This is a genomic window from Rhodococcus opacus B4 (assembly GCF_000010805.1).
Lineage (GTDB): Bacteria > Actinomycetota > Actinomycetes > Mycobacteriales > Mycobacteriaceae > Rhodococcus_F > Rhodococcus_F opacus_C.
The window spans coordinates 2,192,329-2,213,191 of sequence record NC_012522.1 but is presented as its reverse complement, the minus strand read 5'-3'; the positions used below and the strand labels follow the sequence as shown (position 1 = coordinate 2,213,191).

Here is a 20,863-nt window from a genome sequence, read left to right as displayed (position 1 = left end):
GCCGCTGAATCCCCGATCCGGGTCAGTGGGTGATCTCTGCCCATCCAGTGTTCATCGATGAATGCAAATCGGACAAATCCGTCTCTAGATGTTCATGTCTTGACGATTCGCGGCTTTGTTGCCTACTGTGTTCCACACCACAACGACTGCGCGCTCTGCGCAGGCCTCGGCCCGATCCGAGTCTCGATCACCCCTTGCTCACGAGGAGTCCCATGACTGAAAACGTCCTGTTGCCCGGCGCGGAATCGCCCGGCGACACCGCAGAGGGCACTTCGGTTCCCGTCCGTATCGCGGTCGTCGCCGCACTCGGCGGCCTGCTGTTCGGCTACGACAGCGCAGTGATCAACGGCGCCGTGTCGGCGATCGAGGGCAAGTTCCAGGTCGAGTCCGCACTCCTCGGATTCGCGATCGCCTCGGCGCTGCTCGGCGCCGCGGCGGGCGCGATGCTGGCCGGGCGGATCGCCGACCGGTACGGACGCCTCGTCACGATGCGGGCCGCCGCGGTGATGTTCCTCCTCAGTGCCGTCGGCACCGGATTCGCGGCCAACGTCGAGATGCTCGTGACCTTCCGGATCGTCGGCGGCATCGGTGTGGGTCTGGCCTCGGTCATCGCACCCGCCTACATCGCCGAGATCTCGCCCGCCCGCGTGCGTGGACGCCTCGGGTCGCTGCAGCAACTCGCGATCGTCACGGGCATCTTCGTCTCGCTCCTGGTCGACTACGCCCTCGCCGCTCTCGCCGGCGGATCGCAGGAAGAACTGTGGTTCGGGCTCGAGGCCTGGCGGTGGATGTTCCTCGCGATGTGTGTGCCCGCACTGGCCTACGGTCTGCTGTCGCTGACCATTCCCGAATCCCCCCGTTACCTGATCGCACAGGGACGCATCGGCGAGGCCCGCGGCATCCTCGCGGTCCTGCTCGGCGAGAAGGGTCTCGACCTCAAGATCGACAGCATTCGTGCGACGCTGGCCCGCGAGACGCAGCCGTCGATCCGCGACCTGAAGGGCTCCGCGTTCGGCCTGATGCCGATCGTGTGGATCGGCATCGGGCTCTCGGTCTTCCAGCAGTTCGTCGGTATCAACGTGATCTTCTACTACTCCAGCGTCCTGTGGCAGGCCGTCGGCTTCGACGAGGGCAGCTCCCTGCAGATCACGGTCATCACGTCGGTGGTCAACATCGCCACCACCCTCATCGCGATCGCCTACATCGACCGGGTCGGCCGTCGACCACTGCTCATCATCGGCTCCGCAGGCATGGCCGTGACGCTCGCGACCATGGCGTTCATCTTCGGAACCGCCTCCACCACCGTCGTGGACGGGGTCACGACGCCGCAGCTGACCGGGCTGCAGGGCCCGATCGCGCTCGTCGCTGCCAACCTCTTCGTGGTGGCCTTCGGGATGTCCTGGGGCCCGGTGGTGTGGGTCCTGCTCGGCGAGGCGTTCCCCAACCGCATCCGGGCCGCCGCGCTGTCGCTCGCCGCGGGCGCCCAGTGGGCGGCGAACTGGCTGATCACCGTGACGTTCCCGTCCATGAAGGACTTCTCGCTCGGAATCTCCTACGGCTTCTACGCCGTCTGCGCGGTGCTGTCACTCGTCTTCGTGCTGCGCTGGGTCAAGGAGACGAAGGGCGTGGAACTCGAAGCCATGCACTCCGATTCGGTCGCGTAGGCCGTCCACGCCACGACGAAGACACTCGCGAGGATCTCACTCGCGGGTGTCTTCGTCGTCCTTCATCAGCTCGACGGCCGTCGCGGATTCGCTCACGATCGCGCGCATGGCCGCCTCCGCCGCGTCGGCGTCGCCCAGCTGGATGGACGACGCCACCACGCCGTGCAGGCGGATCGCTTCGGTCTCCGCGACGTGCGGCATCAGTGAGTGCCGGGTGCGGCCCTCGAGCACCTCCACGACGATCTGCGACATCGCACGCAGCAGGGGATTCCCCGACGCGGTCAGCAGTGTGCGGTGAAAGTCGGAATCGTGGGCCAGGTACGCGTCCGTGTCCGCCGCACGGGACGTCGACGACATTCCGATGACGGCCGCCGTCAGTGCCCCGCACTGTTCGGGCGTCGCCCGTGTCGCCGCGAGACGTGCGGCGAGCGGTTCGATACCCGACCGGAGTTCGCTCAGGCTCGACAGCTGTTCGAAGCGCTGCGGGCCGGCGAGTTTCCAGCGAATCACGCTCGGATCCAGTGAATTCCAGTGCTCCTCGCCCAGGACCGTGATCCCGACGCGACGCCGGACTGCCAGGAGGCCGAGGGATTCGAGAACCCGTACCACCTCGCGGACGACGGTGCGGGAGACGGAGTACTGGGTGACCACGTCGTCGGCGGAGATGCGGGTGCCAGGTGCCACGACCCCGGCCACGATGTCGCTGCCGAGCCGGTCGAGCACCGTTTCGTGTAATTGCCGGTACTCGGCGCCCTCTGCGTTGGTCATCCGCCGATGTTCCCACGCTGGTACCTACTGAACACACGTTGGCGCGCTAGCGGACTTCTAAGTAGTACTTATTTGCAGCACGCCTTGAAATCGTATGGTTTATGAGGCAGAGTGACCTGAGTCACGAGCAAGGGTCATTCCAACACCGATCTCCCTGGAGCAACAGAATGAGTACCGCGTCACTACTCGCAGCGGCCGACAGCGCCGGCAGCGACGCGCAGCTGATCACGGCTGCCGTCGTCGGCGTCGCCGTCATCATCGCGCTGATCACCTGGCTCAAACTCCACCCGTTCCTCGCGCTGTCGATCGGCGCCGTCGGCGTCGGTATCGGCGCAGGTCTCGGCGCTTCGGACTCGGTGAAATCGTTCGTCGAGGGCTTCGGCGCCACGATGGGCAGCGTCGGAATCCTGATCGGATTCGGTGCCATGTTCGGCAAGCTGCTCGCCGATTCGGGCGGCGCCGACCGCGTCGTCGACACCCTCGTCGGGCGCGCCGGACCGCGGACGCTGCCCTGGATGATGGCACTGGTCGGCGCGGTGATCGGCCTGCCGATGTTCTTCGAGATCGGCCTCGTGCTGCTGATGCCCGTCATCATTCTCGTCGCGCGCCGTTCGGGGCTGTCGCTGATGCGCATCGCGATTCCCACCCTGGCGGGCCTGTCCGCCATGCACGGTCTCGTTCCGCCCCACCCCGGGCCGCTGGTCGCGGTGGCGGCGCTCAACGCGAACCTCGGACTCACCCTCGCGCTCGGCGTCGTCGTCGCGATTCCCACCGTCATCGTCGCCGGACCGCTGTTCAGCAAGCTGGCCGCCCGCTGGGTGGACGTCCCCGTTCCCGAGCTCTACGTGACCACCGAAGACCGGGAAGGCGCCGAGGCCGCCGCCGAGCGTCGCCGCCCCAGCTTCGCGGCCACCCTCTCCGCCATCCTGCTCCCGGTCGTCCTGATGCTGGGCAAGGCGGTCGCCGACGTGGCCGCCCCCGACTCGGAGTCGCCCGCGAAGGCACTGCTCGACTTCCTCGGAACGCCGGTCGTGGCCCTCGGACTCGCGGTGCTCGCCGGAATGCTGCTCCTCGGCCGGGGCGGCGGCATGGACCGCAACGCTCTCGCGGCCTCGCTGGAGAGCTCGCTGCCTCCGATCGCCGGAATCCTCCTCATCGTCGGTGCGGGTGGCGGATTCAAGCAGGTCCTGATCGACACCGGCATCGCCGACGTGATCGCCGAAGCGATCAAGGGCAGTGCCCTGCCCGTCCTGTTCCTCGCCTGGCTCGTGGCCGTGCTGATCCGTGTCGCCACCGGATCGGCCACCGTCGCGACCGTCACCGCGTCCGGCATCCTCGCGCCCGTCGCCGCCGAGCTGACGTCCACGCACGTCTCGCTGATGGTGCTGGCGATCGGCTCCGGCTCGCTGTTCCTGTCGCACGTCAACGACGCGGGATTCTGGCTGGTGAAGGAATACCTCGGCGTCACGGTGGTACAGAACCTGAAGACGTGGACGGTGATGGAATGCATCATCTCCGTCACCGGTCTGGCCGGTGTCCTCGCGCTGAGCGTATTCATCTAAAAGGGGTCGAGAATGTCGAGTGAGGTTGGTGAAATGCACGTGAGTACGCGCGAACCGGCAGGACGCACCCCGCAGACCGCGGAACCCGTCCTGGTGCTGATGGGCGTGTCCGGGTCCGGGAAGTCGACGGTCGCGGGAATCATCGCCGGCGCAATGGGCTGGGATCTGCAGGAGGGGGATGCTCTGCATCCTCCCGCGAACGTCGCGAAGATGGCGTCGGGGCAGCCGTTGACCGACGAGGACCGCTGGCCGTGGCTCGATCTCGTCGCAGGATGGATCCGGGAGCACACCGACAACGGTCTTCCGGGGGTGATCACCTGTTCGGCGCTCAAGCGCAGCTACCGCGACGTCCTGCGCGGCGACAACGTCGTGTTCGTGCATCTCGCCGGGTCGCGGGCGCAGATCGGGGAACGGCTGACCGCCCGCCTGGACCACTTCATGCCCCCGTCGTTGCTGGACACGCAGATCTCGACGCTCGAGCCGATCGAGCCCGACGAGGATGCCATCGTGGTGGACGTCGGCGGTTCGCCCACGCAGGTGGCGACGGAGATCATCGCGAGACTCAAGCAGCGGCTCGGCCGGTGAACTTCCGGTAATCGGACCGAAATTAGGTCGAAGTCGCTCGGTAACGGGCGGCTTCGACTTACCGTGGCGGGAGGTGTTCCGTAGCTGGATGAGCGTCCGATATCACGGAGGGCAGTATGCGAACGCGTAATTCGATCGTGTGGCACTGGGATGTCAGCCGACCGGCGCGCCTGACGTTCTGGTTCGCCAGGGCCTTCGTCAAACCGCTGTTCACGATATGGCCGACCACGGACCGCGGCATCGAACTGCTGGCGGCCCTCGACGAGCTCATCGACCGGTTGCCCAAGCCGAAGGGGCTCGACATCGAGGCGATCTCGCTCGGCGGAGTGCCGTGCGAGAAGATCACCCACCCGCGACCCACGGTCACCTCGATGGACGGCGCCACCATCCTCTACTTCCACGGCGGTGGATTCGTGTTCTGCGGGCTCGCCACCCACCGGGCGCTGTGCGGGCTGCTCGCCGCGCGTTCGGGTGCGCCCGTCGTCTCGGTCGAGTACCGGCAGCTCCCCAAGGGGGCGATCGGCGCGTCCCTGGTGGACGCGATGACCGCATACACCGAGGTGCTGAAAGTCTGCGACGACCCCACCCGGGTGATCGTCGCGGGCGATTCGGCGGGCGGGTACCTCGCGATGAAGGTCGCCGAAGTCGCCGCGTTGCGGGGCATCACCCGGCCGGCGGCCGTCATCGGATACTCCCCGCTGCTCAACCTCGACCTCGAGGATCACGACCCCGATTTCATGAAGCGCGACGCGTATCTGCCGATGTCGCAGGTGGCGAAGCTGAAGGACCGCTGGCTGGCCGGGCCCGACAAGATTCCGGGCGCCGAGTCTCCCGTGAACGCCGACCCGGGATTGTTCCCGCCCGTCTTCCTCACCGCCGCCGAGTACGAGATCATGCGGCCCGACGTCGAAATCCTCACCGACAACTTCGATCGTGCGGGCCGGCAGATCGAGACCCACCTCTGGAGTGGGCAGATCCACGCGTTTCCGGTGATCGGCAAGGCGTTGCGGGAGAGCCGCACGATCATCGGGCTCACCGTCGACTTCGCGTCCCGCGCGCTCACGGAGTCGAAGCGGCACTCGGCCTGAGCGGACTATGCGGGGTTGAGCACCCGGCGCAGCAGCGGTGACACCGTGATCAGCAGTCCCAGCAGGGCGACTCCCGTGACCAGTACGAGGCCGGAGTGGAACTGGTGGAACCCGGCGCCGCTGATGCCGGTGGCGGTGTGCGAGCCCGCGGTGACGAGCGCGGTGGTCAGCGCCAGTACGAGCGCGGCACCGACCTGTGCGGACGTCTGCACGAGCCCCGACGCCAACCCCTGCTCGGAGTCGTCCACGCCCGACGTGGCCTGGGCCATGATCGACGTGAAGCCCAGTGCGAAACCGACGCCCAGCAGCACCACGCTCGGCAGGATCGCGACCGTGTAGTGGGGCTGATCGCTCCCGGCGAAGAGGAACCACAGGTAGCCGAGGCTCAGCGAGGTGAGTGCCGCGATGATCATGCGGGCGGTGCCGAACACGTCGATCAGACGGCCCACGAACGGCGACCCGAACGCCACGATGATGCCTGCGGGGAGGAGTCCCAGCGCCATCTCCAGCGGCGACCAGCCGAGCACCGACTGCAGGAAGATGGTCATCATGAACTGGAAGCTCAGGTAGGAGCCGAACAGCGCGACGATGCTGAGGTTCGCCCGCACGATCGAGCCGACCCGCAGAATGCTCAGGCGCACGAGCGGGTGCGCGACCCGGTTCTCCACGACGAAGAACGACGCAAGCAGCGCAGCGGCCAGTGCGAACGAGCCCAGCGTGAGCGGATCGGCCCAGCCGCGGGCCGGCGCCGACACGACGGTGTAGACGGCGAGCAGCATGCCCGAGACCAGCGTGGCGGCTCCGACGATGTCGTGCCCGCCGTTGTCGGCGGCGCGGTCGCGGGGGATCAGGACGGTGCCGGCGACCAGGGCGAGCACCGCGAACGGCACCGGCATCAGGAACGTCCAGCGCCACCCGGCGCTGGTCAGCAGCCCGCCCAGGATCAGGCCGGACGAATAGCCGCTGGCTCCGAAGACGGAGAAGATCGACAGCGCCCGGTTACGGGCGGGCCCCTCCCTGAACGTGGTGGTGAGGATCGACATCGCGGTCGGTGCGGTGAACGCGGCGGCGAGTCCCTTCACGAAGCGGCTCGCGATGAGCAGCGTGCCGTTGTCGACGAGCCCGCCGACCAGGGACGCGATCGCGAACACGGTCAGCGCGATCAGGAAGACGCGGCGGCGTCCGAGGAGGTCGGCGGTGCGCCCGCCCAGCAGCAACAGGCCACCGAATCCGAGGACGTATCCGTTGATGATCCATTGCAGCGAGGTGGTCGACAGCCCGAGTTCGGTTCCGATGGAGGGCAACGCAACACCCACCATCGAGACGTCGAGACCGTCGAGGAACATCACGAGGCACAGCACGGCCAGGACGCCCCAGAGACGGGGAGTCCAGGCCTGGTCGGTCGACGGGGCGGTGGTGGCATCGGTGATAGTCACAGGGAGAATGTAAATGCACGTGCAATCAATGCGCAAGCACTAATTTCGTTTGCATTTAATTCGCTTGCACGTTTTTGGTGTGGGCGCTAGGGTGCGGATCATGAGCTCAGAAGCGGACCTGCGCGGCACGTGGCGGCTGCTCGCGAGCAGGTACAACTCGATCGCCTGCGAATTGGATCGTGAGATGCAACACGCGCACGGGTTGAGTATGAGCGATTTCGAGACACTCGACCGGTTGATGGACGCCACCTGCGACCGGCCTCGGATGCAGGACCTCGCGGCCGAGATGTACCTCAGCCCCAGTGCGCTGTCCCGGAGCGTTGCCCGGCTGGAGAAGGCGGGCCTGGTCGCCAGGGCGCTGTGCGAGGCGGACCGGCGGGGCGTCTTCGTCGACGTCACCGACGCCGGCCGCGCGGTGCACGCCGACGCCAGCAAGATTCAGCTGGGCGTACTCACCGAAAGGCTCACGGAAGCAACCTGACTCGTCACGTCAGCGAGGTGGGTGTCGAATAGTCGTCGGACGGGAACTCGCCATCGACGACGGCGGTCACCACGGTGTTCTCGAGTGTGATCGCCCCGCCGTGATTGTCCAGGAACGCGGTGTCCGCGGCGTCGCGACCCGTCGCGATCCGCAGCAGTGCGGAACGCGGGGCCAGACGGGTGGCGTCGACCACTCGCCACTCGTCATCGACGAACGCCTCGACGACGGCATGGAAGTCCATCGGATCGCACCCCGGCGCGTACACCGCTGCCAGCCGCGCCGGAATGGTGACCGCCCGCAAGAGTGCCACCGTGAGGTGGGCGAAGTCACGGCACACCCCGGCCCCCGACAGCATCGTGTCGACGGCACTGTCGGTGGATCTGCTCGACCCCGCCTGGTACAGCAGCCGCGACCCCACCCAGGTGGTGATGTCCTGCAGCAGCTCCGGGTGCGGCTTGGACAGGTTGAACTCCCCGCCGGTGAAACCGAAGAACTTGTCCGCCTCGGCATATCGGCTCGGGCGCAGGTACTTCGAGAGGTCATAGTCGGTGACCGGCGGCGAATCAGCCTTGCCCAGAACCGAAGCCGAGTACTCGACGTGCAGCGAGCCGCGTGGGCTGTCCAGCAGGTGCACGCGAGTACCGTGTTCCGCCACCATCTCTCGGGCCTCGACCGGATTGCCGTCGAGGGTGAACATCAGCGACTCCGAGAGCTCCGAACCGGGGGTCCGGGCCACCGCGATCTTGAATTCGAGACTGGTGGCGTCGGTGACCTCGATGTCCAGAGTGGCGGTGACGTGACGTTTCATCAGCCCATCCTGGCATCCCGCGTCCGGGGGTGCAGAACACCCCGGCCGGGTCAGGCCTGAACGCGCGGCCGCAACCACTCGACGAGATCGTCGAGTACCTCCTCGTTCTCCGGTTCGTTGAACACCTCGTGGAACAGGTTTTCGTAGATCTCCACCGTGAGGTCCTCCGAACCGGCGTACTCCGCGATGAGTTCCGTGCCGTGCACGCTCGCGAGGCCGTCGTCCCGGCCGTGCTGCAGCAGCAGGGGAACTTTCAACGACGGCAGGCGCTCCGGCAGATGTTCGGCCGCGAGAATCATTCCGCGCGCAATCCCCGCAGGCACCTTCCCGTGATGGACGAGGGGATCCTCCTCGTAGGCCGCCACGACCGCCGGATCGCGGGACACCAGCTTCGCGTCGAGCGACTCGACGGGCACTCCGGGGAGGAAGCGGCCCACCAGCTTGCCGATCTCGACCACCACGCGTGGTGTTCCGCTCGTCACGTCGACGGCGGGCCCGGACAGCATGAGTGCCGTCAGGTCCTGCTGGTGGTCGAGCGCGTACGTCAGTGCGATGGAACCGCCCATGCTGTGCCCGAGGAGGAACCGGTCGGTGCCCGGCCAATCCGTCGACGCGATGCCGAACAACTGGTGCAGGTCGTCGGTGAACTCGCGCCAGTCCTTCAGATGGACCCGTTTGCCGCCCGATCGCCCGTGTCCGCGGTGGTCCGGCGCGTAGATCGCGAGGTCGAGTTCGCCGAGCCGCTCGATCACGTGGTCGTAGCGCCGGGCGTGCTCGCCGAAGCCGTGGCACAGCACCAGCACGCCGCGCGGGCGCCGCTCGGGAAGCCACACGTCGTAGACGATGGGGATTCCGCCGACGCCGGCGAAGGACGATTCTCGATGCTGCATGATGCCCCTTCGTGGTCCGAACTCGACGACTCAGATCATTGCACGGTGAGGTACCCCGGCAAGAGGCAAATTAGGGGATCGGTCCGGGTGTGAATGCCACCGGCAAGTGCTTCAGCCCGTTGATGAAGTTGGAGCGCAGCCGCTGGGCCGGCGCCGTCTGCTCCATGTCGGGCATCCGACGCAGAATCTCGCTCAGCATCACCTTCATCTCGGCGCGAGCGAGGTTGGCGCCGAGACAGAAATGGTGACCGCCGCCACCGAACGCGATGTGCTGCGAGTAGTGGCCGGTGGGCCGGTCGATGTCGAACGTGTACGGATCGTCGAACACCGCCTCGTCACGGTTTCCCGACATGTGCCAGATGACCACCCGGTCGCCCTCGGAGATGTCGACGTCGCGCAGCACCGTGTCCCTGGTCGCGGTCCGGCGGAACTGCATCACCGGTGTGGCCCAGCGCAACCCCTCCTCGATCAGGGCGTCGAGCTTCGACGGATCCTCGAGCACCTTGCGGCGCTCCTCGGGATGCTCCATCAGCGCCAGCTGGGTGTGCGAGATGGCGTTGCGAGTGGTCTCGTTGCCGGCGACCGCGAGCAGCATGAAGAACATGTTGAAATCGAGTTCGCCCAGCTTCTCGCCGTGCACATCGGCCTCGATGAGGGCTGTCGCGATGTCGTCCCGTGGGTGCCGCCTGCGGTCCTCGAACATCTCCAGGCTGTAGGCGAACATCTGGCCGGCCGCCGCGCGTTCCTGACCTTCCTCGAGATGGAATTCGGGATCGGACGAGCCGATCATCTGATTCGTCAGATCGAAGATGAGCTTGCGGTCCTCCTGGGGCACGCCCAGGAAGTCGGCGATCGCCTGAAGCGGCAGTTCGGACGCGACATCGACGACGAAGTCGCACTCACCGCGCTCGATCACCGCATCGACGATGCTCGTGGCCCGCCGCGCGAGAATCTCGTGCAACTGGCCGATGCGGCGGGGTGTGAAGCCCTTGCTGACGATCTTGCGCAGCGCCGTGTGGTCCGGCGGATCCATGTTCAGCATCATCAACTGTTGGCCCGCCAGGTCGTCCGGGGCCAGATCGTCGATGTAGGTGGCGCCCCGCCACGACGAATACGTCTCGGCGTCCCGGTTCACCGTCACGATGTCGGCATGCCGGGTGACGCACCAGAAGGGGTCGCCGCGCTCGTCGAGGTGCCGGTAGACGGGAGCCTCGCGCCGCAACGTGGCGAACATCTCGTGGGGTACGCCCTGCACGAAGGTGTCCGGGTTGTAAAGATCGACGTCGGCGAGCTGCACGGTCCCTCCTGAGGCCTCACGTACGAGAATACGTTCTAGTCCTGGAGGATGTGGGACAACGAAAACGGCCCCGGAGAATGAATCTCCGGAGCCGTTTCCACTTGGTAGCGGGGACAGGATTTGAACCTGCGACCTCTGGGTTATGAGCCCAGCGAGCTACCGAGCTGCTCCACCCCGCGTTGCATTGACAACACTACACCCTTCCCGGAGTGCTCTTGACCAACCCCGGGGAGGGCTAGGTCACATCAGCCGGAACTGGACCATTTCGATGGCGTTCTCGATCGCCTCGGAGACCTCCCGCAAGCGCTCGTCCGCGCCGGCCGCGGCGAGGATCTGCAGGCGGTCGGCGTCGCCCATCGGAATGTAGGTGGCGACCTCGTACAGCCTCGTGCCGAGCGAACCGCGGAACCCGCCGATGACCGGAACGTCGGGTGGGACGTTCCCGGTCTCCGTTGCGAGACGGCGGAGGAGGCCGTACAAGAATTCGAGTCTCTCGATCAGCGACGGGAATTCGTAGTCCGCCGTCTGGGTGCCGGTGTTCTCGTCCGGCCACACATCCACCTCGGCGATCGGATACGGATTGTCCGGCAACCACTTCGACACCTTGATGCGTTCCTCGGTGCGGCAGAACAACTCGTATCGTCCGTCGCCGATCGACGCGTGGGACTCGATCCGCGCGATCGTGCCCACATCGTGGCGAACGTCGCCGCCGCCCACCTCGTTGCCGCGAGCAATGAGCACCACCCCGAATCGGGGACCGTCCGGTGCGGCCAGGCAGTCACGGACCAGTTCCTGGTAGCGGGGTTCGAAGACGTGGAGGGGGAGCTGCTGACCGGGCAGCATGGTCGAGCCCAGCGGGAACATGGGGAGCAGAGTCATCAGGGGATTCTCAATCGGGGTACGGGCGTCGCCGGTAACGGGTCGACGCGATCGATCTCGTCCGTCAGGTGTTCCGACCACGTCAGGAGGCCGGCGATGTCGAGGCCGTGTGGCGCCTCCACCTCGTAGTGTCGGATCCGGTCGTGGCCCTGGCGCAGCAGCGACCGCGCACCGGTCTTGTTGCCCCGCATCAGGTGGGTCAGACCCACCGCGAGCTGCGCGAGCCCCTGCCACAGTTCCCGCTCGTCCTCGGGGGCGATCTTCCAGGTACCTTCGAGGATTTCGTGGGCGTGGAACGGCATGCCGTGGTCGAGTAGCCGCTGGGCCTCGGTGATCGCCTCGTCGGGCGGCAACCGCAGGTCGTCGGGGATGCGCGGCACACCTTCGGCGTAGTGGGGCAGGGGCCGGCCGAGCTCGTCGCGGGGGCGTGCGTTGAGGGGTTTCCCCGTCCCGTCCCTGTCCCGATCGGTCATGGGACAAGGGTAACGCTCAGCCTCGGGTCGGCGAAGGGTTGGCAAGGGCTGCGGACACGCGTTTCGACAGCTCGTCGCGAACCACCCGGACCGTCGCCGACCGCAGGTGAACACGATCGTCCTGGTGATAGAGGTACCGGCCGTCCGCTTCCACGTCGATCCACGTCAGTTCGCCCAGAACAGGCTCGTCGAGTCCGCTGCGCGCACCGCGGATGCAGATGTATCCGATGCCGGTTCGCGGTCGGCCGACGATCCGTCGCAGAAGAGTGCCGTCGGATGCTCGGGCGTTCTGCAGGACGGAAGTGCCGGTGCCTCGGTTCTGGACGTCGTCAGGGTGCGCCGTCAGCGACGGGGTTCGTCCGGGAGCGCAATCGGGCAGGTCGTCCAGAAGTCGGGCGGCGAACCCGTCGACGTTCTCGGCGCCGGTGTCGATCCGGATGTTGCCGCGGCCCGGTTCGCCGCGTAGCTGTTCGGCGACGACGGCGGTTCGGCCGCGGATGCTGCCCCTCCGCCGAATCCCGGAGTCGAGTCCGGGGGAGGGGGCGAGCACCGTGACGGACAACTGCGGGTTCCGGAGCGCTTGGATCGCCGCGACCAGTTTCGGCTCGTCGAGCGTGGCCCGCCACTGCTCCAGTTCACGCTGCTGGATCGCGTACCGGTCTTCCGTCGCGGCCGCGGACCGGTACTGCAGCGGGTACGGCATCCGATCGAGATCGGTTGCCTCCCAAAGGAACATGAACTGGGCTGACGTCAGCAGCCAGTTCATGCGCCGATTACCGGGGGCGCGACGGGGTCGAGTTTGCCGATCAGTTCGTTGCCGTTGTCGACGGTGATGAGGTAGCTCGGTGTCTGATGCTCAGTGTCACCCTCGCCGTTTCCGCCTGCCCGGCCGGGCGCACCCATCATGCCGGGTGCCATACCCATGCCGGGGCGACTCATACTCGCCTTCACCGGCGTCGCCGCCGCGGCAGCGGCGGCCGCACCAGCCCCCGCTGCGGCACCACCCGACGGGATCGGGCCACCCGGAACCACACCGCCCGAGTTGGACTCGGAGTCGCGTTTGTCGTTCTTCCGGCGCGTGCTCGATGCGGAGCCCCCGCTTGCCGATCCGCCGGCACCCGACCCCGAACTACCGCCGACACCGCCATAACCCGCGCCGCCCGCGCCACCGCCCGGCTGCGAACCTGCACCAGAAGCGTTCTGCGCATTCGCAGCCGCAGTCTGTGCGGCCGAACCGGATCCGGCACCTGCAACGGCGGCCTGACTGGCAGCGGCCTCCGCATTCGCTGCAGACGTAGTCGCCGCATCATCTCCCGCGGATGCCCCGTCCCCAGGGGTCTCGCCGTTCACCGACTTATCGCCATCGCCCGAGGCGGAGGAGGTGCTGCTGTCGGTTGCGCTCCAGGAGCCGGGGCCGCCCGAGACCGGCGCAGCGAGATTCGGATCGGCGGAACCGGGCCCGCCGCTGAGTGAATGTGGTGCTGGGAGGACCGGAACGTTCGTACCCACGTCCTGGTAGTTCGGGACATAGATGTTCTGCAGCTTCCGAATGGCCTCCTCCCTCGCGGCATCCCGGGCTGTCTCCTGAGCTTCGGCGGCAGTGGGCGACAGGGGGAGGAGGCTGAGTGGTTGCTCCGAAACCGGCGCGGGGATGCTGTTCTTCACGTCTTGCGCGGCGCTACTCAAGATATCGAGCTTCACGCCGATTGCCTGCACTCCCGAGGTCAACTGGTCACTCGCGCCCGCAAGGGTTTCTGTCGCCGCGAGTGCCGCGTCGGCGGCCGCGCCCTCCCACTTCTCGGCGATCGTGTTCTTCAGAAGTGCGAACCCGAAGCCAATGGGCAGAGACCCGACAATCGCGTGGCAGGCCTGAGCGAGCCCGCCGATGTCGTCAGGGTTCATCTCCCGCGTCTTCTCATAGATCTCCGAGTGCTGCCACCCTTCGAAACTCTCCATCGCCGTGATGTACGGAGGGTCGATATCCTCCGATCCGAGTTGCTCCGCGGACCTCTGTAGCTTGGTGCGGTGCTGATCGCCGGCGCCATTGGGCAGTACCGCATCGAATAAGGGAGCGAGCGGGTTCTTCGGTGCCATCGTCAGTCCCCTTTCGGGATGAGTGGCTCATAGGTTCGAGCTGTGTCTTCGAGGCCTGTGCACCACTCGGACACAGGCGCGGGGCCTGCGTGATCCGAGAAGATGCTCCGCGTGAATCCGAGAACGCCGTAAGAAGTCTCGACGCTGAGTTCGCAGTAATCCGTCACCGTGCTGTCGAATATTAGAAGACCTCTTCGCCCGTTGATGTCGATGGGAGTGGAGTGGTCTTTCTTTTTCTCTTGTTCCTCGGCGAAGCTGATGTTTCCCGACAAAACATTCATGCCGTAGTAGAAGCCTTCGGGCCTGTGGAAGCTGTCGTAGCTACAACCGAGGAAAGTGTAGCTCCCGCCTTTGAAGTCGGCGTTCTTTTCGCTCGTGGGGTCGTACCCGGCCGCGGTCAACGTCGAATCAGGGATATCGAGACAGGGATCGAAGATGACCTGCGGACGATCCGATTGATCGACATGCCTGGGCATGCGCACAGTGGACGTCGGTAATTCGGTGAGAGTGGATTCGCCGTTAGCGGTCTGTGTGCTGCATCCCGCCAGTAGAAGGGAAGCAACCGCGACTCCACACAGCGCATTGCGCGTCACTGTTCGACTCCTGTTCGTATGCCAGCGAGTGCCTGACTGATTGCGCTGTCGGTGTCGGAAAACGCTTCGCCTCCCGCGGCAAACGTGTCACGCATCGTGAGGATGACATCGCGGAATTCTCTCAATCGTTCGCGCACTGAGCCGGACCCGCTGCCACCGTTGAACTTCTCGTTGTACCGCGTCTGCAGTTGTTTCGCCGAATCGAATCCGCCGAATCCTGAGACATACCTCAGGTGGTCGGCGTTCTTGATCGCCTGATCCATCTGGTCGATCATCGTGTTGCAGATGCCGACGCACCGTTGGATTGCGTCGTCTTCCAGACGCAGTGTTTTGCTCATTCCCATCCCCCCACTTTCGACAGGACCCCCTCGGCCGCGTGCGGAGATGCTACCGCACGGGTGTGTCACTCGGTCTAGTGCGCAGCGCTCGGTGTTCAGGCTGCCTGGAGGAATTCGAGGAGGATGCGCTCGACGGGTGAGTCGGTCTGAACCTCGTGGAATGGCAATGGTTTCGGCAGTGGTGGGGCCGTCGATCGGTATCGGTGTCCGGTGGGGGTGTAGATCTCGATATGGTGCAGTCCTCCGGACCGCTGACGAGGGGTGGCGTTCCATCCTGCGCCTTGTTTGGCGTAATTGCAGGCAGCGCACAGGCCGGCGCCGTTGTGTGCGGTGGTCGGCCCCCCGAATTCGCGGGACTGGATGTGGTCGTGGTGCCGGATCGGGGCATCGCACCACGGTGTCCGGCAGGTTCGATCGCGCAGGTCGATCAACCTCGCCAACCCGGCGGGGAAGCACCGGGCCTGGGACTCGGTGGCAGTCAGCGCCCCCGACGCCGGGTTCGCGTACAGACGGCGAAGGTTTACGCGCGTCGCGTTTCCGGTGTTCGGATCGATCGCGTCCTGCACCGCCTCGGCAATCCAGTGCCTCGCCAGATCTGCGGGGACAGGCCCGTATCCCTGCACGTGCGCCGGTTCGGACCCACCGTCGAGGAGGGCGCGGTCGGAGATCACCAGGTTCACGGTGATCGGTGGTGTCGTCGCCGTGTGGTGCGTGCCGGTGACTCGGGACACGAGGAGGTCGGCCATGATCTGAGACCGGGTGCGGTCGTCGCCGGCGGCGAGGATCGAATCGGCGTCACGGGCGAGGGTGGCATGCACGGCCACGCCCTCCGCGACCGGCAGCAGGGCGCTGACGTAGGCCATGGTGTCCGGTGCGGGACGGGAGGTGACCCGCCGATCCGACACGGCCTTGCGGGCCCGCCGGACCACGGCTTCGGCATCGACTTCCGCGGCAGCAGCGCGAACTTTCGCGCACACCGCCTGGTCGCCGAGGCCGTCCAACGTCGCCGGGTCGCCGCACAGAAGGTAATCGAGCGCCGTGCGGTCTTCTCTGGTCAGGCAGGCAGTTTCGCGCACGAGGATTGTTGCTCGCCATTCGCTGAGCAATCCTCGCTCGAGCAGCGCCAAGGTGTGTGGCATCTCGTGGGCGAGAGCGGTCGCCATTCCGAGATGGCGACCACCGCGAAACGGTGAGTCCCGTCGTGCCAGCGCCACCTGGTTGGCGATGCCGCGACCTCGCTGGGAGACGGGCACGTCGCGATCTGCGCGTGAGGCGCGGATGGAGGCGTCGAGGTCGGCGGTCACCCGGGCTTGCACGCCGGCGCAGGCGGCCTTCACCTCTTCGAGTGCCCGGAGCACATCGATGCGCGTCGCATCGTCGATATCCCGATCGAGTTTCGGCAACTCGGCCAGAAACGCAGTCACCGCTCCTGTATCCACCCCGACCCCCCACGACTTCCGAATCCCCCGAATCGAACGTATGTTCTATTCTAGCTCGATCCAGCGACGCAGGCAATACCCAAGGTGATAGCTCGGGGCAAACTACGCGGCCCCGACCAGCCGCATGGCGAGGCCGGCGTAGAGGTCTGCGACGGCCTCCGGTTCGGTGTAGGCGCCCGCGGGAAACCAGCGGCAGATGTCGACGCACAGTGACATGAGGGCGAGAGTGACGCCTTCGCCGTCGGGCACGGTGAATTCGCCGGATGCTGCTCCTGCGTCGACGACGGAACGGACGATGCGGGTGATGTCGCGGCGCAGCTTGACCACGTCGCGGTAGTGCTCGGGTGTGAGGGCGTTGAGTTCGTACTGCACGACGCGGGCCTGCGCGTGGTGGGTCGCCTGCCAGCTCGCGAACGCGCCGATCAGCGCCTGCAGTCGCGTCGAGGGTTTCTCGTCGGGGAGGTCCGCGCCGGTCACCACGTCGAGCGCGGCGGTGTGGCCTTCGTAGCTGATCGCGAAGAGGAGTTCTTCCTTGGAGCGGTAGTGCGGGTACATCGCGGCCGGGCTCATGTCGAGGCGGGCGGCGATCTCGCGGGTGGTGGTGCTTCCGTATCCGCTGGTCGCGAACGCGTCGACCGCTGCGGCTCGGATCCGGGCGGCAGCCTTGGACGGGCTGATCACCTGGCTGGGTGATTCGCTCATGTCTTTCTCCATCCTCGGCTGCGCGGCTGTTGACAATACCGCGCCACGCGATCAGTATAAGCAAGCGCTTAGAAAATAAGCACACGCTTACATGATCGAAGCGTGAAACAGTCAAAGCTCGACATCCAGAAGGAGCGGTCATGCGACGCACCCTGTACGGCCCCGATCACGAGGCATTCCGCGAATCGGCCCGGGAGTTCGTGAACCGCAACCTGCTGCCGGTGGCGGACAAGCTCATCGCGCAGCGCTTCATCGACCGTGAGATCTGGCTCGAAGCGGGCCGCAACGGATTCCTGGGACTCGAGGTTCCCGAGGCGTACGGCGGCAGCGAGGCCGGCGACTACCGGTTCAACGCGGTTCTCGCCGAGGAGCTTTCGCGGGCGAGTGCGGCCGTGTCGTCGAGCTTCGGCATTCACGCCGACGTCGTCGCGCCGTACCTCGTGCAGCTCACGACCGAGGAGCAGAAGCAGCGCTGGCTGCCCAAGTTCTGCACCGGTGAACTGCTCACCGCGATCGGCATGACGGAGCCCTCCGGCGGTTCCGACCTCGCCTCGCTCAAGACGACGGCCGTCAAGGACGGCGACGACTGGATCATCAACGGATCGAAGACGTTCATCACCAACGGTTACAACGCCGATCTGGTGATCGTCGCCGCGCGCACCAGTCCCGAGAAGAAGTCGAAGGGCATCACCCTGTTCGCCGTCGAGACGGGAATGGAGGGCTTCGAGCGCGGACGGAAGCTCGACAAGGTCGGCCAGCACGAGTCCGACACCGCCGAGCTGTTCTTCGAGAACGTGCGCGTGCCGTCCGCGAACATCATCGGCGAGATCGACCGCGGATTCATCCACATGATGGAGATGCTGCCGCAGGAGCGTGTCGGCGCCGCCGTCTCGAACCTCGCGCACGCCGCGCCGATCCTCGAGGAGACGATCCAGTACGCGAAGGACCGCAAGGCATTCGGGCAGCCCATCGGGTCGCTGCAGTGGAACAAGTTCCTTCTCGCCGACCTCGTCACCCGTGTCGAGGTCACCCAGGCGTACGTCGACAACTGCGTCGCCGCACACGCCGACGGCGAGCTGACGGCAGTGGACGCCGCGAAGGCCAAGTGGTGGACTGCTCAGGTGCAGAACGAGGTCCTCGACCACTGCGTGCAGTTGCACGGTGGTTATGGATTCATGACCGAGTACCGTGCCGCCCGTGCGTGGATGGATGCCCGTGTCACCAAGATCTGGGCCGGTTCGAACGAGATCATGAAGGAACTGATCGGCCGCGACCTCGGCCTCTGAGTCCGTACCCCCCCAGCCCGACGACAAAGGAGTCGCTTCGTATGTCCGTTCTCGACAAGTTCAGCTTGACCGATCGGGTGGTCGTCGTGACCGGTGCGTCGTCGGGCCTCGGGGTGGCATTCGCACAGGCGGCGGCGGAGGCCGGCGCCGACGTGGTGCTGGCCGCCCGCCGCACCGACCGTCTCGAGAAGACCGCCGAACTGGTGCGGGCCGCGGGGCGTGAGGCGCTGTGCGTCGCGACGGACATCGTCGACCCGGTGCAGGCGCAGAACATGATCGACGCGGCGATGGAGAAGTTCGGCCGGGTGGATGTTCTCGTCAACAACGCCGGCGTCGGTACTGCCGTGCCCGCGACGAGGGAGACGCCGGAGCAGTTCCGGCAGGTCGTCGACATCAATCTGAACGGGTCCTATTGGGCGGCGCAGGCGGCGGGCAAGGTCATGAAGCCGGGCGGCGCGATCGTGAACATCGCGAGCGTGCTCGGCCTCACCACCGCGGGACTTCCGCAGGCCGCGTACGCCGCGAGCAAGGCCGGAGTGATCGGTCTGACCCGCGACCTGGCCCAGCAGTGGGGTACCCGCAAGGGCATCCGGGTGAATGCGATCGCTCCCGGATTCTTCGAGACGGAGATGACGGACCAGTATCAGGACGGGTACCTCGAGTCGATGAAGTCGCGTCTGGTTCTCGGTCGCCTCGGTGACCCGGAGGAGTTGGCCGCGACCGTGGTCTGGCTCGCGTCGGACGCCGCGGCGTACGTCACCGGTCAGACGATCGCGGTGGACGGCGGCATCACGATCACCTGAGCGCCGGGTTGGGCGGGGCTGCCGTGCTGGCGTATAAGTAGGAAATGACCACGCGCACCGTCCATGAAGAGTGGGATGACCAGCCCGCCCCGTCGATGGCCGCCACCGATCTGCTGCGGGAGCCTCCGGCGACCCCTCGCGGTGCACGCACGCGCGCGGCGTTGGTGGCGGCCGCGCGGACGGTGTTCGAGCGATCCGGGTATCTCGATGCCAGGCTCACCGACATCACGAAGGAAGCGAACTGCTCGACAGGGTCGTTCTACACCTACTTCGACAACAAGGAGCAGGTCTTCGCTGCCGTGCTCGAGGTTGCGCAGGAAGACATGATGCACCCGGGCATGAAGCGGGTGCAGGACACCGACGATCCCTATGCGGTGCTGGAGGCGAGCAACCGCGCCTACCTGGAGGCCTACCGGCGCAACGCCAAGCTGATGGGGCTGCTCGAGCAGGTGGCGCACATCGACCCGGCGTTCGCGGACCTGAGGCGTCAGCGGGCCGACGCGTTCATCGCGCGCAACGCGCGGGGTATCGCGGAGCTGCAGGCGCGGGGCATCGCAGACAAGGAATTGGACCCGATGCTGGCGTCGCGGGCGTTGTCGGGGATGGTCAGCCGGCTGGCGTACAACGTGTTCGTGGCCAACACGAACGGAGACGACGGCACTCCCGTCGACTTCGACGACGTCGTGTTCACGACGACGCGGATCTGGGCGAACGGGCTGCGGTTTCCCGAGCGGGGCTGAACGCCACCCGGTCGGGTGAGTGCGGGGAACGTCCAGGTCGACAAAACTGAACCCGACACCGGATTCAGGTCATTTCTGTGGAAGACTGGGCCACGTCCGTGTCCCCGCCAGGGAGGAATCTCGTGCAGGTTGCGCAGAAGATCGCCGTCGTCACCGGTGGCGGAGGTGGAATCGGCAGTGCACTCGCGGAGCGGCTCGCCGCCGAAGGCGCCAAGGTCGTCGTCACCGATCTGGACGCCGAATCGGCCCAAGCGGTGTCGGATCGGATCAACGCGACGTGTCCGGGGTCCTCGATCGCCCGCGGTGGCGACGCGTCCGACGACGCTCACATCGCGACGGTCATCGACACAGCGGAGCAGGCCTTCGGGCCCGTCGACCTCTACTTCGCCAATGCCGGTGTCGCGGCAGGCGACCAACTCGAACCCGATGACGCCGTGTGGGATCTTGCCCTCGACGTGAACGTCCGCGCGCACATCCGGGCGGCCCGCCGCCTCGTTCCCGGCTGGATCGAGCGCGGGGAGGGGTACTTCGTCAGCACGGCATCGGCCGCCGGGCTGCTCACTCAGATCGGTTCCGCCCCCTACTCGGTGACCAAGCACGCCGCCGTCGGATTCGCCGAATGGCTGTCGGTCACCTACGGCGACCGAGGCGTCCGGGTCAGCTGCCTGTGCCCGATGGGCGTCAACACCAAGCTCCTCACCGACGACGCCGCCCTGTCGGCCACCGCCGCACGCGCCGTCACCACCGCGGGTTCGGTGCTCGAGCCCGCCGAGGTGGCCGAATGCGTGCTCGCCGCATTGGAAGCCGAGCAATTCCTGATCCTTCCGCACCCCGAGGTGCTGGAGATGTACCGGCACAAGGGCGCCGACTACGACCGATGGATCCGGGGGATGCGCCGCTACCAGGCGACGCTCCTGGCCCAGCCGTCCTGACGCGG

Annotated in this window: 22 protein-coding genes and 1 tRNA gene; 9 read left to right on the top strand and 14 right to left on the bottom strand. The window is 66.5% G+C overall.

What is annotated here, in order from left to right; genetic code table 11:
• Nucleotides 1–212: 212 nt before the first annotated feature.
• Nucleotides 213–1,664 carry a sugar porter family MFS transporter gene (locus ROP_RS10345; protein ID WP_012689282.1) on the top strand — a complete coding sequence of 484 codons (1,452 nt, stop codon included), beginning with the start codon at nt 213–215 and terminating at the stop codon, nt 1,662–1,664.
• Nucleotides 1,665–1,700: 36 nt separating this feature from the next.
• Here the strand turns inward: ROP_RS10345 and ROP_RS10340 are convergent, their stop codons facing one another.
• Nucleotides 1,701–2,432, bottom strand: coding sequence for a FadR/GntR family transcriptional regulator (locus ROP_RS10340; protein WP_012689281.1), 732 nt, complete (start codon nt 2,430–2,432; stop codon nt 1,701–1,703).
• Nucleotides 2,433–2,599: 167 nt separating this feature from the next.
• Here ROP_RS10340 and ROP_RS10335 point away from each other — a divergent pair, with 167 nt between their 5' ends.
• The 3 genes from ROP_RS10335 to ROP_RS10325 all read left to right on the top strand — a co-directional run bounded on the left by ROP_RS10335 (nt 2,600) and on the right by ROP_RS10325 (nt 5,667).
• A complete protein-coding gene (locus ROP_RS10335) occupies nt 2,600–3,994 on the top strand; it encodes a GntP family permease (RefSeq protein WP_012689280.1) in 1,395 nt (464 codons plus the stop codon).
• 33 nt (nt 3,995–4,027) lie between these two features.
• Nucleotides 4,028–4,579, top strand: a complete 552-nt coding sequence (locus ROP_RS10330) for a gluconokinase (protein WP_043824536.1) — start codon at nt 4,028–4,030, stop codon at nt 4,577–4,579.
• Between the two features lie 116 nt (nt 4,580–4,695).
• Nucleotides 4,696–5,667, top strand: a complete 972-nt coding sequence (locus ROP_RS10325; protein ID WP_043824534.1) for an alpha/beta hydrolase — start codon at nt 4,696–4,698, stop codon at nt 5,665–5,667.
• A gap of 5 nt (nt 5,668–5,672) precedes the next feature.
• Here ROP_RS10325 and ROP_RS10320 read toward each other — a convergent pair whose 3' ends face one another.
• Nucleotides 5,673–7,139 carry an MFS transporter gene (locus ROP_RS10320; protein WP_043824532.1) on the bottom strand — a complete coding sequence of 489 codons (1,467 nt, stop codon included), beginning with the start codon at nt 7,137–7,139 and terminating at the stop codon, nt 5,673–5,675.
• Nucleotides 7,140–7,203: 64 nt separating this feature from the next.
• Between ROP_RS10320 and ROP_RS10315 the strand changes: the two genes are divergently transcribed.
• The gene (locus tag ROP_RS10315) at nt 7,204–7,584 is read left to right on the top strand and encodes a MarR family winged helix-turn-helix transcriptional regulator (RefSeq protein ID WP_043826419.1); all 381 of its coding nucleotides are present in this window, start codon (nt 7,204–7,206) and stop codon (nt 7,582–7,584) included.
• A gap of 4 nt (nt 7,585–7,588) precedes the next feature.
• On the opposite strand, the gene ROP_RS10310 is transcribed toward ROP_RS10315, so the two are convergent.
• The 12 genes from ROP_RS10310 to ROP_RS10255 all read right to left on the bottom strand — a co-directional run bounded on the left by ROP_RS10310 (nt 7,589) and on the right by ROP_RS10255 (nt 17,097).
• Nucleotides 7,589–8,392 carry a transglutaminase-like domain-containing protein gene (locus tag ROP_RS10310; RefSeq protein ID WP_012689275.1) on the bottom strand — a complete coding sequence of 268 codons (804 nt, stop codon included), beginning with the start codon at nt 8,390–8,392 and terminating at the stop codon, nt 7,589–7,591.
• Between the two features lie 50 nt (nt 8,393–8,442).
• The gene (locus ROP_RS10305) at nt 8,443–9,282 is read right to left on the bottom strand and encodes an alpha/beta hydrolase (protein ID WP_012689274.1); all 840 of its coding nucleotides are present in this window, start codon (nt 9,280–9,282) and stop codon (nt 8,443–8,445) included.
• Nucleotides 9,283–9,352: 70 nt separating this feature from the next.
• Nucleotides 9,353–10,579 (bottom strand): cytochrome P450, encoded by a 1,227-nt coding sequence (locus ROP_RS10300; RefSeq protein ID WP_012689273.1) that lies wholly within the window; start codon nt 10,577–10,579, stop codon nt 9,353–9,355.
• A gap of 102 nt (nt 10,580–10,681) precedes the next feature.
• Nucleotides 10,682–10,758: transfer RNA gene (locus ROP_RS10295), tRNA-Met, on the bottom strand.
• Between the two features lie 61 nt (nt 10,759–10,819).
• Complete coding sequence (locus ROP_RS10290; protein WP_012689272.1) at nt 10,820–11,458, bottom strand: LON peptidase substrate-binding domain-containing protein; 639 nt, start codon at nt 11,456–11,458, stop codon at nt 10,820–10,822.
• Nucleotides 11,458–11,931 (bottom strand): DUF309 domain-containing protein, encoded by a 474-nt coding sequence (locus ROP_RS10285; RefSeq protein ID WP_012689271.1) that lies wholly within the window; start codon nt 11,929–11,931, stop codon nt 11,458–11,460. Before ROP_RS10285 ends, ROP_RS10290 begins: the two co-directional genes overlap by 1 nt.
• A gap of 16 nt (nt 11,932–11,947) precedes the next feature.
• A complete protein-coding gene (locus ROP_RS10280; RefSeq protein WP_012689270.1) occupies nt 11,948–12,697 on the bottom strand; it encodes an ESX secretion-associated protein EspG in 750 nt (249 codons plus the stop codon).
• The gene (locus ROP_RS10275; protein ID WP_012689269.1) at nt 12,694–14,025 is read right to left on the bottom strand and encodes a hypothetical protein; all 1,332 of its coding nucleotides are present in this window, start codon (nt 14,023–14,025) and stop codon (nt 12,694–12,696) included. Before ROP_RS10275 ends, ROP_RS10280 begins: the two co-directional genes overlap by 4 nt.
• 2 nt (nt 14,026–14,027) lie before the next feature.
• Nucleotides 14,028–14,618, bottom strand: coding sequence for a DUF3558 domain-containing protein (locus tag ROP_RS10270; RefSeq protein ID WP_012689268.1), 591 nt, complete (start codon nt 14,616–14,618; stop codon nt 14,028–14,030).
• Entirely contained in the window at nt 14,615–14,956 is a 342-nt protein-coding gene (locus ROP_RS10265) for a hypothetical protein (protein ID WP_231868878.1), read from the bottom strand. The genes ROP_RS10270 and ROP_RS10265 overlap by 4 nt, the downstream gene beginning before the upstream one ends.
• A 95-nt stretch (nt 14,957–15,051) precedes the next feature.
• The gene (locus ROP_RS10260; RefSeq protein ID WP_012689266.1) at nt 15,052–16,395 is read right to left on the bottom strand and encodes an HNH endonuclease; all 1,344 of its coding nucleotides are present in this window, start codon (nt 16,393–16,395) and stop codon (nt 15,052–15,054) included.
• A 102-nt stretch (nt 16,396–16,497) separates the two neighbouring features.
• Nucleotides 16,498–17,097, bottom strand: a complete 600-nt coding sequence (locus ROP_RS10255) for a TetR/AcrR family transcriptional regulator (protein WP_012689265.1) — start codon at nt 17,095–17,097, stop codon at nt 16,498–16,500.
• Nucleotides 17,098–17,237: 140 nt separating this feature from the next.
• On the opposite strand from ROP_RS10255, the gene ROP_RS10250 reads away from it, so the two are divergent.
• From ROP_RS10250 to ROP_RS10235, 4 genes are all read left to right on the top strand, one after another.
• Entirely contained in the window at nt 17,238–18,383 is a 1,146-nt protein-coding gene (locus ROP_RS10250; RefSeq protein WP_012689264.1) for an acyl-CoA dehydrogenase family protein, read from the top strand.
• Between the two features lie 41 nt (nt 18,384–18,424).
• The gene (locus tag ROP_RS10245) at nt 18,425–19,186 is read left to right on the top strand and encodes an SDR family NAD(P)-dependent oxidoreductase (RefSeq protein WP_012689263.1); all 762 of its coding nucleotides are present in this window, start codon (nt 18,425–18,427) and stop codon (nt 19,184–19,186) included.
• A gap of 44 nt (nt 19,187–19,230) precedes the next feature.
• On the top strand, nt 19,231–19,926 hold the full coding sequence (locus ROP_RS10240; RefSeq protein ID WP_012689262.1) for a TetR/AcrR family transcriptional regulator: 696 nt from the start codon (nt 19,231–19,233) through the stop codon (nt 19,924–19,926).
• Between the two features lie 122 nt (nt 19,927–20,048).
• On the top strand, nt 20,049–20,858 hold the full coding sequence (locus tag ROP_RS10235; RefSeq protein WP_012689261.1) for an SDR family oxidoreductase: 810 nt from the start codon (nt 20,049–20,051) through the stop codon (nt 20,856–20,858).
• Nucleotides 20,859–20,863: the final 5 nt, after the last annotated feature.